12 protein-coding genes are annotated in these 14,993 nt (G+C 65.1%); 2 read left to right on the forward strand and 10 right to left on the reverse strand.

Translation table 11 applies throughout. The features are described 5' to 3' along the window. Positions 1 to 135: 135 nt before the first annotated feature. The 3 genes from J6500_RS07940 to J6500_RS07950 are packed head-to-tail and all read right to left on the reverse strand — an operon-like array spanning position 136 to position 3,787. Positions 136 to 1,551: a hypothetical protein gene (locus tag J6500_RS07940; RefSeq protein ID WP_225712132.1), complete on the reverse strand. Its 1,416-nt coding sequence runs from the start codon at positions 1,549 to 1,551 to the stop codon at positions 136 to 138. Further along, on the reverse strand, positions 1,551 to 2,783 hold the full coding sequence (locus J6500_RS07945) for a LegC family aminotransferase (protein WP_225712133.1): 1,233 nt from the start codon (positions 2,781 to 2,783) through the stop codon (positions 1,551 to 1,553). The genes J6500_RS07940 and J6500_RS07945 overlap by 1 nt, the downstream gene beginning before the upstream one ends. A 5-nt stretch (positions 2,784 to 2,788) precedes the next feature. After that, positions 2,789 to 3,787 (reverse strand): NAD-dependent 4,6-dehydratase LegB, encoded by a 999-nt coding sequence (locus tag J6500_RS07950; protein ID WP_225712298.1) that lies wholly within the window; start codon positions 3,785 to 3,787, stop codon positions 2,789 to 2,791. Between the two features lie 465 nt (positions 3,788 to 4,252). Here J6500_RS07950 and J6500_RS07955 point away from each other — a divergent pair, with 465 nt between their 5' ends. After that, entirely contained in the window at positions 4,253 to 5,590 is a 1,338-nt protein-coding gene (locus J6500_RS07955; RefSeq protein ID WP_225712134.1) for a hypothetical protein, read from the forward strand. On the opposite strand, the gene J6500_RS07960 is transcribed toward J6500_RS07955, so the two are convergent. The 7 genes from J6500_RS07960 to J6500_RS07990 are packed head-to-tail and all read right to left on the reverse strand — an operon-like array spanning position 5,557 to position 13,610. Beyond that, on the reverse strand, positions 5,557 to 6,726 hold the full coding sequence (locus J6500_RS07960) for a glycosyltransferase family 4 protein (protein WP_225712135.1): 1,170 nt from the start codon (positions 6,724 to 6,726) through the stop codon (positions 5,557 to 5,559). The genes J6500_RS07955 and J6500_RS07960 overlap by 34 nt on opposite strands. A 14-nt stretch (positions 6,727 to 6,740) precedes the next feature. Beyond that, a complete protein-coding gene (locus J6500_RS07965) occupies positions 6,741 to 7,670 on the reverse strand; it encodes an NAD-dependent epimerase/dehydratase family protein (protein WP_225712136.1) in 930 nt (309 codons plus the stop codon). Between the two features lie 3 nt (positions 7,671 to 7,673). After that, entirely contained in the window at positions 7,674 to 8,525 is an 852-nt protein-coding gene (locus J6500_RS07970; protein WP_225712137.1) for a class I SAM-dependent methyltransferase, read from the reverse strand. 25 nt (positions 8,526 to 8,550) lie between these two features. Then, positions 8,551 to 9,624 carry a glycosyltransferase family protein gene (locus tag J6500_RS07975; protein WP_225712138.1) on the reverse strand — a complete coding sequence of 358 codons (1,074 nt, stop codon included), beginning with the start codon at positions 9,622 to 9,624 and terminating at the stop codon, positions 8,551 to 8,553. After that, positions 9,624 to 10,217: an acyltransferase gene (locus J6500_RS07980; RefSeq protein ID WP_225712139.1), complete on the reverse strand. Its 594-nt coding sequence runs from the start codon at positions 10,215 to 10,217 to the stop codon at positions 9,624 to 9,626. The genes J6500_RS07975 and J6500_RS07980 overlap by 1 nt, the downstream gene beginning before the upstream one ends. A 1-nt stretch (position 10,218) precedes the next feature. Next, positions 10,219 to 12,054, reverse strand: coding sequence for an asparagine synthase (glutamine-hydrolyzing) (gene asnB, locus J6500_RS07985; RefSeq protein ID WP_225712140.1), 1,836 nt, complete (start codon positions 12,052 to 12,054; stop codon positions 10,219 to 10,221). A gap of 2 nt (positions 12,055 to 12,056) precedes the next feature. Next, on the reverse strand, positions 12,057 to 13,610 hold the full coding sequence (locus tag J6500_RS07990; protein WP_225712141.1) for a lipopolysaccharide biosynthesis protein: 1,554 nt from the start codon (positions 13,608 to 13,610) through the stop codon (positions 12,057 to 12,059). Positions 13,611 to 13,834: 224 nt separating this feature from the next. Between J6500_RS07990 and rffA the strand changes: the two genes are divergently transcribed. Beyond that, the gene (rffA, locus tag J6500_RS07995) at positions 13,835 to 14,977 is read left to right on the forward strand and encodes a dTDP-4-amino-4,6-dideoxygalactose transaminase (protein WP_225712142.1); all 1,143 of its coding nucleotides are present in this window, start codon (positions 13,835 to 13,837) and stop codon (positions 14,975 to 14,977) included. Positions 14,978 to 14,993: the final 16 nt, after the last annotated feature.

The raw sequence follows: 14,993 nt of genomic DNA on the forward strand, positions 1-14,993 counted from the left end.
CCACCGGCGCAGAAGCTGTGGCCGCCAACCTCCAGCCCATCCTACGGAATCGTGTTCCAAGATACAGCCTTGATCTCTAACTGAGTTGGTTTGCGAAAGAGGTCTTGTCGAAACTATCAAAGGCGGATTGCATCATCACCGCTGGCCGATGGCGGCGGTTGGCGCCGGGGCGCTTTCACGCAATTTCATAAAGCGAGGCAAGTGCAGATTGAGCGACCGCACCAGCGGTTCGACCTGGGCACGCAGCGCGGCGTTCTCCGCATCGAAGTTGCGCCAGCCGAAATAATCGCCCTCGATGCTGATCGAAACCAGGTGCTGCATGATCGTCCGGCGCGTCGCGGCGAGATCGCCGGGGGGCTGCCAGCGCGCGAGCCGCTCCGCCAGCTCGTCGATCTCGCCGACGTCCCGTATGTGCACGAATTCATGCTCCGTGGCGTAATAGGGTTCGGACACGACGGAACACAGCCCCGCAACGGCGGCCTGGAAGCCGATCGTGCCGGTGAAGGTCACTGAGACCCCGCACTTGCTGATCAGGACGTTGGCCGGCACGTCATAGGGCACCAGCGTCACCGCGGGCAGCTTCGACAGCCGCTGGAATAGCGCGCGCTGCCGGAAACCGAATTGCAGAGGATGGTCCTTGATGAAGATGCGATAGCCGGCGCGGCCGAGCACTTCGCAATAGCGCACCACCACATCGTCATGGGCGATCATGGCTTGCGACTCGAGCCAGTAATCCATGGAGGCTTCGGGGAAAAGCTGCAGCCCGAGGAACACGCGCTTCTCGCGCGGCACATCGGCCAGCCGCTTCTCCCAATCATGGTCGATCAAGCGCAACACGGCGACGTCGGCAGGCCGTGCCCGGTGCTTGAGCCACCATAGCGCTTCGAGATAGTGGCTGTTGTAGCGGTCGCGCTTGAGGAAGCGCCGGACGTTGAAGAATACGCCGCGCAGCGCATGGTAGCCGAACACGTACCAGAACCTGGCAAGCGAAAAACGCTTGAGATTGCGGACATAGGTGGGCGCGAAATCGTCCCTGCAGACTTGCTCGACCGCCGCATCGACGTCCTTGCTCGACGGATCGTGAAGCCGGATCGGCCGGCCGCGGCGCATCAGCATCACCTGGCCGGGAATGATGGACGTGGCCATCTCCAGGAAATCGATGCCGCGCCGGTTGGCGATCCGCTCCAGCAGATCCATGACATAGCGGTCGATCGTGAAGGTCACCACCAGGTCGGGATCGAGCTTGTCATAGGCCAGCTCGATTGCCTGCGTCATCCCGCCGATCATCCGCATCGCGAGATCGCGGTCGACGCCCCTGAGCGTGCGGCAACGCAGGATGATGTCGTCGCAGCCATCGCGGCCGAACCGTGCGAGCGCAATGGCCGCGGCGTCTGGCCGGTCCATGAAGCGATAGAAGTCGTCGACCAGCGAGTGGTCGCCCTCGTCGCGGAGGTCGCTGAGCACGAAGGCTTCGGCAAATTCCATGCGCGACGCCAAATAGTGCCACCACGCCGTCGTGCTTTGTATCGTGAAGAAGACAACGCGGGACATCAGATCGTGCTCGTGCTCTCTTTGCCGTCCTCGGCGAGGAACGGGCTGCTCGGCAGGTTGATGCAGCGCGCCGACATGTCCTCGGCGACGCCAAGCGGCGAATGCGGGCAGTCGCGATACATCGGAAGCTGGTGCATCGGCGTCCACAGCGGCCGGGCGCGGATGCCGTGGCCGTGCAGCGCCGCCAGCAGGCGGTCGCGCTCGCCGGCATGTTCGGCGTCGAGCACCAGCAAATTCAGCCAGTAATTGCTTCGCGCCCCTGCCGGCTCGCGATAGATGCGCGCCCAGGGAAACGCGCTGAACGCCTCGAGGTAACGCTCGGCCAGCCGCCGCTTGGCGGCGATCATCGCCGGCAGGCGTTCCATCTGCGCGCAGCCGAGCGCCGCGTTGATGTTCGGCAGGCGGTAATTGTAGGCCACCTCGTCATGATCGAACGCCCAGGCGTGCGACTTCTTCGCGGTCGAAGTGAAATGCCGCGCGCGGCGGGCGTGCTCGTCGTCGTCGGTCAGGATCATGCCGCCGCCGCCGGTGGTGACGATCTTGTTGCCGTTGAAGCTCAGCACCGCGGAATGGCCGAAGGTGCCGCATCCCTGCCCGTTCCAGGTCGAGCCCAGCGATTCGGTCGCGTCCTCGACCACCACGAGGCCGTATTTCGCGGCCACCGCGCCGAGCGCGGCCATGTCGACCGGATGGCCGAAGATATGGACCGGAACCACGGCGCGCAGCCGGCGGCCGGTCTTCCGGTTCACCCATCCGCCATCCCGCTGCACGGCGATTGCGGCAAGATGCCTGTCGAGCGCCGCGGGATCGATCCCGAGCGTATCCCAGGTCGAATCGACGAAATGCGGAACGGCGCCGGCATGGCTCACCGCATTCGCGGTGGCGACGAAGGTGATCGCCGGCAGCAGCACCTCGTCGTTCGGCCGCACGCCTTCGAGCACCAGCGCCGCATGCAGCGCGGCGGTGCCGTTGACGATCGCCACCGCATGGCGGGCGCCGGTCGCCTCCGCGGTCATCTGCTCGAACCGGGTCACATACGCCCCGGCGGAGGACACCCAGTTGGTGTCGATGCAATCCAGCACGAACTCGCGCTCGCGCGCTCCGAACCTCGGTTCATGCAGCTCGACCGGACGCCGATGCGCGCCGAGCACGGTGTCGACCGCGTCGAGAAGGGGTTTGGGGTCGAGTGCGGTCGGACCGAGGTCGCTGGCCGGTGCGGACAAGGCGCTCATCGAACTCACAGCGTGTAGGCGTTGGCGCGATAGCGGGAGAGGTTCTCCTGCTTGGTGAACCAGGCGATGGTCTGCTCGAGGCCCTTGCGCAGCCCTTCGACGCCGCCGAAACGCGGCGACCAGCCGAGCAGCTTCGCGGCCTTGGCGTTGCTCGCCCACAGCCGTTCGACCTCGCTGCGGTCGGGACGGACGCGGATGTCGTCCTGCTCGATCTCGATCTCGGCCCCCATCACCTCGGCGATCAGGCGTGCGGTGTCGCCGATCGAAATCTCGAAGCCGCTGCCAATATTGACGACCTCGCCGATGCCGGCCCGCTTCTCCAGCGCCGCCACGAAGCCGCCGACCGTGTCGGCGACATAGTTGAAGTCGCGGGTCGGATGAACGCTGCCGAGCTTGATGCGGCGCGCCCCGGCCGCGATCTGGGTGATGATGGTCGGAATCACCGCGCGGGTGGACTGCCGCGGGCCGTAGGTGTTGAACGGCCGCACCACGGTCACCGGAGTGCCGAACGACTTCTCGAACGACAGCGCGATCTGGTCCGCCCCGATCTTGGTCGCCGAATAGGGTGACTGCCCCTGCAACGGGTGCTCCTCGGTGATCGGAACGAATTGCGCGGTGCCGTAGACTTCGCTGGTCGAGGTGTGCACCACATGGCCGACATCGAGATCGCGCGCGGCCTGCAGCACGTTCAGCGTGCCGCGGATGTTCGTATCGAGGTAGGTATCGGGCGAATGGTACGAATAGGGTATGGCAATGAGGGCGGCGAGATGCAGCACGGCATCGCATCCCTTCATCGCGGTACGTAGCCCATTTGGGTCACAGACGTTGCCGGCGAACACGTCGATCTCGCCGAGCACATCGCCGGGCAGCGTATCGAGCCAGCCATACGATCCCATGCTGTTGTAGTGCACGAAGGCGCGCACGCCGAACTGCCGGCGGACCAGTTCTTCAGCAAGATGGGAGCCGATGAATCCACCCGCGCCCGTCAGCAATATCTTTCGCAAGCCCCAGGTCTCCTTGAACGCCGGCGCCTCCGGCATTACCGCCGCCTTCTAGCCACTCCGGTGCCGCGAGGCCAGATGGAAAGTGCCGAAACCCGAATGGATCCCGTCGCGGGATCGCAGGATGGCAAGCCGGACAACCCAAGGCGCGGTTATAAGCTATTGAATTTACTGCAATTACCAGCAAGGCCCCCGGGGACGGGATTTGGAACCTGCCATAACGACGGGCGCCCCGGAGACAATTGGCGAGAATTCAAGTTTCTTCGTCGATTCCAAGCCGCGAGCAAAGAGGCCGCGACCGATGATTTCGGAAGCATCTGACCGCGACGGACGGCAGATGCGGTCCAGAACGCGGGGGTCTCGCCGGCATGGCGGCCGCAAGGACGCCCATCGCGACAGTCGTTGTGTGCGCGTTTTGAATAAGGTATCGGACGGCCTTGCTGCCAAGCCTTGCTGGAGAGAAACTAGGTGAATGGGATCGGTCGCGGCCTGATGCCGGAAAGCTACAGGCTGCCGCTGCTGGTTCTCGTTCATATCGTGATGACCTGCGTATCGCTTGCCTGCGTCGCGCACCTCTATTCGGATTATCACATTTTCTTCCGGTCCAGCGGCCTGCTTCCGGCGATTGCCGTCGTCGCCGCGTTCTCCACCGTGGCGATCGCGTTCATCTATGCCGAATTCAGCTTCGGCTACTTCGTCGGATTTTACCTCTTCACGATGATCGCCGGCTATCTGTGGCTCAATCAATTCTCGGAATTCATCTATAATCACGCACTCAGTGGCTTGTCCGCGATCGCATCGGGCGTCGCCTTCCTGTTGCCCGTGCTGTTCATTCGATCGCCGCTGCCGCAGTACTGGACGCTTTCACCGAAAGCCCTGGATCGGCTGGTCGACGCCATTCTCGTGTTCAGCGCCGTGGTGGTGTCGATTGGCGCGACCTATGGCTTCCGGCTGGTTTCAATCGATCAGATCTACGACTACCGTTTGACGCTCAGCACACCCACCGCCCTCAACTATCTGATCGGGATAGCGATCGGCGCCTTGCTGCCGTTCGCCTTTGCCTGCTGCATCGAGCTGAAGAAAATATGGCGCGCCGCGGCGGCGCTGCTCATCCTGCTCGTATTCTATCCGGTCACCGTGAGCAAGATAGCGCTGCTCGCATCGGCCTGGCTGGTGGTGATGGCGGTCCTTTCGAGGATTTTCGAACTCAGGATCGCGGTCATCGTCTCGCTGCTGGTGCCGCTTGCGATCGGGCTCGTGATGTTCACGCTGTTCAAGTTCGAGCTGGTGCCTTATTCGGCGTCCATCCCCTATTTCGGACTGGTCAATTTCCGGATGGTCGCGATCCCGTCGCTGGCGATGGACTATTACAACGATTTCTTCTTCAAGCATGATCTGACCTACTATTGTCAGATCGGGGTGTTGAAGCGGGTGATGCCGTGCGCCTATGACGAGCCGCTCTCGGCAGTCATCTACAAGGCGTTCGGCATCGGGGGATATTTCAACGCGTCGCTGTTCGCGACCGAGGGCGTTGCATCGATCGGACCTTTGTTCGCACCCATCCCGGCTTTCGTCTGCGGACTGGTGGTCGCGCTGGGCAATCGGGCGTCGGCAAATCTGCCGCCGCGCTTCGTGCTCGTCTCCGGAGCCGTCCTGGTCCAGCTAATCCTCAACGTTCCCTTCACGACCGTGCTGGTGACCCACGGCGCGCTGCTGCTGTTCCTGCTCTGGTACATCACGCCGCTATCGGCCAAACGCGAGGCGGATGAGAGCTATTCCTCGGCCGTCTTGCGAGCCGCCCGCTGAACGGTCTGCCGCACGGTTGCGGCAAAGCTTGCCGCGAAAGCGCTGACGCTCTCGTCTTGATGCGGGACGATGTTGCGAATGACGGGGCCCTTGGCTTGCGTTAAGGCCTCCGCGAGGAGATCCGCCAGGGCGACCGGATCATCGATGCCGAAATAGCGTGCGGCGCCCGCGGTCTGCTCGCGGTGCACGTCGATGTCGGACAGGATCATGGGAACGCCGAACGATTTCGCCTCCTCCACCGTCGTGCTCCATCCCTCGAAACGCGACGGGTTGATCAGCGCGGTCGAAGCCCGCAGCAGCGCGTAGACATGGGACAACGGAATGATACCGACGTGGCGGAACTGGGCAGCGAGACCGCGCTTTCGGACCTCCGCATCGACGCGTTCGAAATAGCCCGGCTCGCGCGGGTCCTCGGTGCTGCCGGACGCGCATACGACCACGTCGACGCCGCGGTCCTTCAGGATCGACAGGGCGTCGACGACAAGCTGATGGTTTTTGTGGCGATAGAACTGGTTGGGCAGATAAAAGTAGTTCTCCGGCAGATTGTAGCCGGCCAAGACCTCCGAGGCATCCGTATCCAGCAGCGCGGACGGCGGCTGCGTTGCGAAGCGAACCACGCAGATCCGGTTCCTGGCGTGCGGATAATACGCCTTGAAATCGCGCAGCGCGCTTTCGCTGCTCAGCATGATGGTTCGGCCGGAGCCGATCTGCATCCGAAAACCCAGTTCGCGGCGCCAGCGCCCGGCCCGCGAGAACAGATGAGGCAAGGATCGGTGTTGCAGATCGGGTATCCAGGCGACCGCCGGAATCGGCAGTCGCCAGCCGTAGAAGCGCGCCGATTCGACCACCGCATCGATCCGCGCGGCCTGAAACGAGGCGGCCGCGCCGCGGGCCAGACCAAGCGCCAGCGCCGCGGGCAATTCCCGCTGCCCGTCGAAGGCCGCCGACCGCACGATCTCGACACCCTGTATCTCGGCGATCCCGGCCACCTCGCTCTCATCGCTCCGGTTGCCGGCAAAGACGACCGGAGCGAACTCGCCGGGCCGGAAGCGGGCCAGAGCCGCGAACAGATTGGCCTGATAATTGTACCCGCCGGCCCACAACCGGCGCGAAATGAAGTTGAACGCGATGCGCATCGGAGGCGATACCGTCATGAGGCCTGCTGCCTGAACCAGGCCACATAGTCCGCAAGGCCCCGGTCGAGCGGAATCGTCCATGCGAATCCGGTGCGGCGCAGGCTCGCGTCGTCGGCCAGCAGGCTGACGGGATCACCAGGCCGGCCGATTCCGGAGTAGCGCACGGCGGTCGTGCCGCCCCACTGCCTGATCAGGCCGTCTGCGATGTCGGCGACGCAGGTCCCGCGGCCCGAGCCGCCATTGACGATGCGGAACGTCTCCTGCGGCGGCTGCTCGGCGACAACGGCCAGCAAGCGGACAACGTCGCGCACGTCGGTCCAGTCACGGATCTCGCGGCCCGTTCCGCCGAGATCGAGCCGCTGCTGCTCGCCCTTGAGCCGCGAGCAGATGTCCCAGAGCAACTGCTTGCGCAGGTCGGGTCCGTACACCGAGAACAGCCGCACGATGGTGCAGCGAATGCCGAAGCTTCGCGCATAGCTCCGGCACATCTGCTCCATCATCAGCTTGTGCTCGCCGTAGGGCGACATCGGCGCCGGCACCGCGGTTTCGGGGATCGGACCGACATGATCGGCGCCGTAGACCGCCGCGCTCGACGCCGCGATCAGCGCACAGTCCGGCGCGGAGCCGCGCAGCCATTCGAGCAGCCGCGCGGTGCTCGCCACGGTGCGGGAGAAATCCTCGAAGGGGCGCTCGATCGATACGCCGACCGACGATCCGCCGGCAAGATGGAACACCCGCACCGGCGTGCCGTGCGCGGCCGCCAATGCGTTCAGGTTGGCCGCATCGATCTCGCCATTGGTCCAGCTCTTCAGTCCGAGCCGGCGCGCTTCCGTGGCATCGAGCGCACCATGGCCGACGCCGTGCACCGCATGGCCGGCGGCAGCCAATGCGCGGACGAGATGGCGGCCGATGAACCCGTTCGCGCCGGTGATCCAGATCGACATGGCTCAGCCCTTCTGACAGACGAAGGAATAGAGCCGGCCCGGCCGGTTGTCGAAGCGTCCGGCAATCGACAGCAGCGCAGCAAAGACGGATCCCGACGCCAGTGCCGCCCGCCACAGCGGTCCTATCGGAATCCTGCCCGTCAGCTTGGCGACGATCGCATCGCGCAGCGTCTCCTGCGTGTAGGGAAACAGGTTGATCGGGCTTTGCAGCGGCGTCAGCGTCTCGATCGTGGAAAACCCGGCGCCGCTCAGCGCGCCGGTGTAGCGATCAAGCAGGAAAGCGTGCTCGCCCCCGTAAAGATGATGCAGCGGATGCTGCGCGAGGAATTCCGGCAGATCGGCCTCCGTGCTGATCACGTGCTCGCGCGCGGCGATCAGCAATCCGCCGGGCCGCAGCACGCGGAACATCTCCCGGCAGGCGCCCTCGAGATCGCGCGTGTGATGCAGCACGGCGCGAGCGAACACCACGTCGAACGTCGCATCTGAGAATGGCAGTCGCTCGGAGAATTCTTCCACCACCTGGATCGGCAGTTGCGCCTGCGCGGCAAGGCCGCGGATTGCCGCAGCTCCCACGATTGCGCTCGGATCCGGCTCGAGCGCGGTCACGGCAAATCCGCTGCGGGCGAGCGCGTAGCTCGCGATGCCCCGCCCGGCCCCGACGTCGAGCGCCGCGCCCGAGCGTCCGGCCAGCCGCGCAGCGATCGCCTGCCATTCCGTGCTTTGAAAGTAACGCTCGGCGGCCTCACTCAGGGGATCGTCGTAGAACGCGTCGAGCACAAGCTGGCGCCGGTCTGGCTGATTGCGCAGCCAGACCACGGCATCTTCCCAGGTCGCGAACGCTTTCTTATCCAACATGCAAACCCGCCAGCTTGGTGCCCGCTCAGACCAGTTCCTTGAATTTCGTCCACTGCAGCGTCTTGCTGTAACGCTCCTTCACCATCGCATACCCTGCCTTGGCGATCGAACTAGCCAGTTCCTCGTCCCTCATCAGCTTGCCGATCAGTTCTGGTATTTGCTCGACTGACGAATACTCCAGCATGGTTTCGCCATCAACGAAACCCTCGGGATAGCGCCCGGCGTCCGTCAGTAGAACCGCTCCACAACCAGGCGCTTCGAAGCATCGCATGTTGCCGCGATCGTCGCCGGCCATGTCGATCGCGCCATTGAACACGATCCGGCTTTTCGCAGTCGCCGCATACGCATCCCGGCCGTACACCGGATCGGCGCGAATTCCGCGGATCTCGTCCGGGTGCCGATGCGAGCGAAGAACTGGCAGCGGAGCAAGCGCATTCGCCAGCCGCGTGAGGCGCGAGTCCTCGAGATAAAAGCGGGCGCGAACGCCGGCCGCAGACGCCGCGGCCGTGAGAGCCTGGCTGCGCTTGACGTGATGCCGCGTGTAGCCGCCTATGAAGATCAGATCGAACTCGTCGCTGCGGGCGCTGGCGTAGCTATCCATCACCGGATCGTGCGCCGGAGAGAAGTATGCGACCTTGCAACCCTTCTGGCGCCAGCTCTCAAGGATCGAGGGAAAGTTGCAGACGACGAGGTCGTATCCGCTCAGATCGACATTTCCGGACGGCGCGGCCCGCCAGGCCACCGACGTCTTCACGCACCCCGGCAATTTCGCAACGAACCTGCTGCAATAGCGGATCGGGTCGAGATTGTAGAACACCTCCGTGCGATGCTGTTCGATCTGCGCCAGCAGAATCTGCTCCAGATCGGAGGTACCAAGACCGTTCTCTTTCGCCCACAGCAATTGCAGGTTCTCGTCGTCTCCGTTGGTGTAGAATGCATCGGGACTGCCGTCGAGCACCGGCATCAGGATGTGGGATGCGGTGAAGCGCGTATCGAGGAATTGCGCGCGCCCGGCGGCGAAGTCTTGATAACGCCCCTCGCGGCGATGCATCCGGAAGCCCCGCGAGAGCCCGTTGTTCTGAAAAATGCGCATCGCCATCAACCTTCGGGGCTTTGATCCGGCAGATGATCGAGCGACCGGATCACCTTCGCGGGATTGCCGACGGCCAGCGTGTAGGGTGGAATGTCCCGCGTCACGACCGAACACGCTCCGATGACCGCGCCTTTCCCGATCGAGACGCCCTTCAGGACACTCACATTGAAGCCGATCCAGGCCCGATCATCGATCCGGACCGGCGCATGTCCAATCTTGTCCCAGTTCTTGCGGCCGGCGGCCCATTCCCGAACATCATTCCGACGCTCCATCCAGTCGATGCTGTGCGAATCGTGATCCACGACCGTGATACCCCAGGACATGATGACGTCGTCGCCGATGGTGAGGCTGCGGTAACAGACGAGATGGCTTCGTCCGATGAAGGTGCGGCTCCCGATCTGAATTCGGCCGCCGGTGGCCTCGAAGCTGAGGTCGGCGTGGATAATCGAGTCCTCTCCGATCGACAGGTGGTTGCCCGCCGCGCCCCGGATGCGGCGCCATGCGATGGTTGACCGGCGCCCGACATGCACCGCCCCGGAAAGCCGGCTCCTCCACCCAAGGACTGCATCGACCCCTGTTATCATGGCGCGCTTGAGCATCCTAAGACCTTGCCAGCATCCATTTCATGTTCAGATAGGGCCAGATCCGGCCGACGCTCTCCCAATCCCAGCCTTGCCGTGCCGTCAAGCGGCCGACTGCCTCGCGAAGCGCGGTTTCATCGACGAGATCGGCAAATGCCGGGACCTTGCGCTGGAGCAGTTCGCGGGTCCAGCCGGCCAGCGGACCGTTCAGCCATTCCGGCATCGGCGAGTTGAAGCCGACCTTGCGGCGCGCGGTGCGGATGCTCTCGGGCATCAGGTTGGCCATTGCCCGCCGCGCCACCACCTTGGTGATGCCGTCGGCCGATTTGCTGGTCTCCGGCAGCGCCATCGTGTAGGTCACCAGCCGCCAGTCCATGAAGGGCATGCGAACCTCGATACCGTGCGCCATCGAGAGCCGGTCGAAGTTGCGCAGGATGGTCGGCAGCGTGGTCGAATGGAACATGCGGTAGAGCCGCCGATTCAATGCGCCCCAATGGCGCGGCAGCTCGTCGTCCTCGGCGACCAGCGGCAACGGCGCTGGAACGCCGGCGAGGCCGCCGCGCAGGAAATAGTGGCCCTGGCGCCGGATCATCTGCGCCCGCAGCAGGTCGACGCCGCGCCGCGCGAGCGGGACGCGGGAGGTGAGCGCGGCCGCCGCGTTGCGGATCCGGAATGCGGTCGATTGGCCCTCTTGCAGATAGGCGCCCATCAATTCGTCGGCACCGTGGCCGTCGAGCGACACCGTGACGTTCTGGCGGCGCAGCTCGCGATAGATCAGCCAGGCCGCGCTCGGCAGCCCGATATAGACGTCGTCATTGTCGTCGAGGATGCGGTCGATATCGGTGAGCGCATCGTTACGGCCGATCTCGAGGAAGGTCGGCTTGACCTCGGCCCAAGCTGCGGCCTCTTCCGCCGCCGGCCGCTCGTCGTTGCTGGCGCCGGGAAATGTCGCAACGAAGGCGTGGCGCCAGGCCGTCGAGTCGCGCGGCCCCATCCCTGCCTTCTCATGCGTCGCCATCGCGCAGATCACCGCCGATGAATCGAAACCGCCGGACAGGCAGGTCCCGATCGGAACGTCGCTGCGCATGCGCAGGGCCACGGCATCGTGGAACAGCTCGCGGAAGCGCGCCACGCGGTCCTCTTCATCGCGCGGGACATCGGGCAGCCGGTCCACGGTTCGCCACCAGCGGCGCACCGCGACGCGTCCGTTGCGCAGCCACATGCAGTGGCCGCCCTGCAGCCGGCGGACCCGACGGAACAGGCTGCGTTCGCTGCCTTCGATCCCGAACGGATCGAGCAGCAGGCGCCGCGCCACCTCGACGTCAACCGTCGCATCGATCAGTCCGCTGCGCACCAGCGCGCGCTGCTCGGAGGCGAACACGAAGCGCTCCGATGACAGCGCATAGTGCAGCGGCTTGATGCCGAAGTGATCCCGGGCAAGGAACAATTCGTCGGTGCCGGTGTCGTAGATCGCCAGCGCCCACTCGCCGTTGAAGCGTGGCAGCATCCCCTCGGCCCAGGCCTGCCAGGCGGCAAGGATGACCTCGGTATCGGACTGGCTATGGAACGTCGCGCCCTTCGCCTCGAGCTCGCGGCGCAGCTCGAGGAAATTGTAGATCTCGCCATTGTAGACGATGACGTGGCGACCATCGCCGGACAGCATCGGCTGCCGGCCACCGTCGGTGGGATCGATCACCGCAAGCCGGCGGTGGCCGAAGGCGAGATTGCGGCGGGCATTGAACCAGCTGCCCTCGCCGAACGGACCGCGATGCGCGATCAGGCCGCGCAGCCGCTCAATCTCGGTCGGCTCCACGGGATTGCCGCGAAGATTGACGATGCCTGCGATCCCGCACATGTCTAGACGGCCCTCAACGGCAAGAAGCGGCTAACGATGGCGCTGAGATCGCGCCAGCAGACGGCACGATAGGGGCCAAGTTGCGAGGCGGCGACCGCTGCAACGAAGATGGCCGCCGCCGACATCGTATAGAGCGAGATCACATACCACCACGAGGGCACGTGGTCGAATACAGCGTTGCCGAATTGGACACGCAGTGTCAGCGCGACCGCGATCCCGGCACCGAGCGGCACCAGAACAAAATGCAGCATGCGCGGCCACAGGCCCGACAGCTTGAAGGTCCGCCGCAGCAGGACCACCGTTGTGACCATCTGCGCGATCATGCCGACGGAGGAGCTCCAGCCGGCTGCCTGCCAGCCGAAATAGGGCAGCGCGATGGCGCTGGTCGCCAGCGTGAAGATTCCGGTCATCAGCGATATCAGCGCGTTGGAACTGGAGCGGCCCTGCGACAGCAGATAGAAGGCAAACACGTTGGCGCTCGACCCGAGGATACCGCTGATCGCCAGAACGACCAGCACCAGTTCGGCTTCTGCCGCCACCTCGGCGCCGGTCCAGCGATACAGCAGCGCACCGGCAACAGGAATCAGCCCGCCCAGCGCGCTCGCGGCGAGCACGTTGAGGACCCAGGACGAGCGCAGCAGCAGGTCGAGCTTGCGATCGTCGTCCCCCTTCTGCAGCGTGCTGAAGAACGGGAACAGGATCTCGCCGACCTTCAGCACGCCGATATAGACCGCCTCCTCCAGCCGCTGCGCGACGCCGTAGAAGCCGACGAATTGCGGCTGCAACAGCGCGCCGAGCAAGTAACGGTCCGCCTGTCCGGCGAGCAGCGCGCCGCTCTGCGCCGCGAACTGCCAGCCGCCAAGCCTGGCCAGCGCATGCAGCGCGCCGCGGTCGAGTGCAGGCCGCGCCAGCCACTCGCCGATCGTCCGCCGCGACCAGCCGAACGCCAAGAGGAAGTTGGTTGCAAAGCCGAGCGCCTGGCAGCCGAGGAAGGTCGAGGCGCGGGGCGCGAGCGGGATCAGCAGCAGCATCGACATCGTGGTCACCAGCGTGCCGATGATGCTGATCGACGCGATCCGGCGATAATCCTGCCGCGCGGTGAACAGCGACAGGAACACCGCGAACAGGCATTGCATCAGCCAGCCGGCGCCGGCCAGCGCGAACGCGAGGTTGAGGTCGTCGGCAGCCGCGCCGCCCAGATGAAATCCAAGCCGCGCCAACGGCGCTCCGATCAGGCACAGCGCGAGCGCAATCACTCCGCCGGCGATCATGGCAAGGGCAAGCGCGGTCGCGAAGAAGCGCCGCGCCTCGTCGCGATCGGACGGCGCAAGGCGCTGCGCGAGCTCGCGCGCCGTCGACAGACCGAGCGAATTGCTGAACATCAGCGCTGGCGCCACGCAGGCGGTCACCAGGCCCGCGACCCCGAAGGCGGCAAGGCCGAGCCGGAAGATCACGAACGGCAGGATCGCGAGGTTGAGCAGCACCGCGACCGCAAAGGCGATCGCATTCCATGCCGAGTTACCGAGCAGATCGGACGGTCCCTTCTTCAACGCCATGCCAGCTTTCAGGTCACCGTTTCGACGCGCTTCAAGTGCTTCTGCCATCAAGGCAAAACCCTACAGCCCGGGGACGGGCTAGCAGCCGGCGCGGGGATTGTCGAGAGTTGCCCACGCCCCTCCTGTGGGTGCCAATTGGCCGTTGATTCTGCGCGCCGAAACCGCCTATCTGGCGTCCACCGCAGGCAATTCCGCCGCCGTCCCCTGGGCTTGAAAGCAGTACCGTGGCCAACGATCCCATTCCGTTCAACCGGCCGTACATGACCGGGAACGAGCTCGAACACATGGCCGAGGCGCAGCGCGCGCTGCACCTGTCCGGCGACGGCGGCTTCACGGCACGGTGCCATCGCTGGATCGAGCAGCAGACCGGCTGCGCGAGGGCGTTGCTGACCCATTCCTGCTCCTCCGCACTCGACATGACGGCGCTGCTGCTCGACATCGAGGCCGGCGACGAGATCATCATGCCGTCCTTCACCTTCGTCTCGACGGCCAATGCATTCGTTCTGCGTGGCGGCGTTCCCGTGTTCGTCGACATCCGCGAGGATACGCTCAACCTCGACGAACGCCTGATCGAACAGGCGATCACGCCGCGCACCCGCGCGATCGCGCCGGTGCATTATGCCGGCGTGGGCTGCGAAATGGACACCATCATGGCGGTCGCACGGCGACACGGGCTCGCCGTCGTCGAGGACGCGGCGCAGGGTGTTGCGGCCGCCTATAAGGACCGCGCGCTGGGCGCGATCGGCGATCTCGGCAGCTTCAGCTTCCACGAGACCAAGAACGTGATCTCGGGCGAAGGCGGCGCGCTCCTGGTCAACGATCCCGCGCTGGTGCAGCGCGCCGAGATCCTCCGCGAGAAGGGCACCGATCGCGCCCGCTTCTATCGCGGTGAGGTCGACAAATACACCTGGCAGGATATCGGCTCGTCCTATCTGCCGGGCGAGATCACCGCGGCCTTCCTGTGGGCGCAGCTCGAGGCGGCCGAGCGCATCACCCGCGAGCGGCTCACGCTGTGGCATCGCTATCACGCGGGACTCGAGGCGCTCGAGCAGCGCGGGCTGCTGCGCCGGCCGATCGTGCCCGCGGACTGCCGGCACAACGGCCATCTCTATTACGTACTGCTGGCGGCGGGCATCGAACGCCAGGCGGTGCTGCGGAAACTGAAGGACAACGGCATCGGCTCGGTGTTCCACTATGTGCCGCTGCACTCCTCGCCGGCCGGACTGCGCTTCGGACGCGCCGATGGCGAGCTGGCGCTGACGACGCAGCTGGCCGAACGGCTGATCAGGCTGCCGATGTGGATCGGGCTGACCGAAAGCCAGCAGCAGCGCGTGTGTGACGTCCTCGGCACGATCCTCGCGGCGTGAGCGCCGCACGGGCCGC

The sequence above is a fragment of the Bradyrhizobium semiaridum genome (assembly GCF_020329505.1).
GTDB classification, from domain to species: Bacteria; Pseudomonadota; Alphaproteobacteria; order Rhizobiales; family Xanthobacteraceae; genus Bradyrhizobium; species Bradyrhizobium semiaridum.

Coding starts and splice junctions, on each gene's coding strand:
- J6500_RS07990 (WP_225712141.1), bottom strand. CDS start 13,610: ATGGCGTTGAAGAAGGGACCGTCCGATCTGCTCGGTAACTCGGCATGG.
- J6500_RS07965 (WP_225712136.1), bottom strand. CDS start 7,670: ATGTCGATCTGGATCACCGGCGCGAACGGGTTCATCGGCCGCCATCTC.
- J6500_RS07945 (WP_225712133.1), bottom strand. CDS start 2,783: ATGAGCGCCTTGTCCGCACCGGCCAGCGACCTCGGTCCGACCGCACTC.
- J6500_RS07970 (WP_225712137.1), bottom strand. CDS start 8,525: ATGTTGGATAAGAAAGCGTTCGCGACCTGGGAAGATGCCGTGGTCTGG.
- J6500_RS07960 (WP_225712135.1), bottom strand. CDS start 6,726: ATGCGCATCGCGTTCAACTTCATTTCGCGCCGGTTGTGGGCCGGCGGG.
- J6500_RS07975 (WP_225712138.1), bottom strand. CDS start 9,624: ATGGCGATGCGCATTTTTCAGAACAACGGGCTCTCGCGGGGCTTCCGG.
- J6500_RS07980 (WP_225712139.1), bottom strand. CDS start 10,217: ATGCTCAAGCGCGCCATGATAACAGGGGTCGATGCAGTCCTTGGGTGG.
- J6500_RS07940 (WP_225712132.1), bottom strand. CDS start 1,551: ATGTCCCGCGTTGTCTTCTTCACGATACAAAGCACGACGGCGTGGTGG.
- asnB (WP_225712140.1), bottom strand. CDS start 12,054: ATGTGCGGGATCGCAGGCATCGTCAATCTTCGCGGCAATCCCGTGGAG.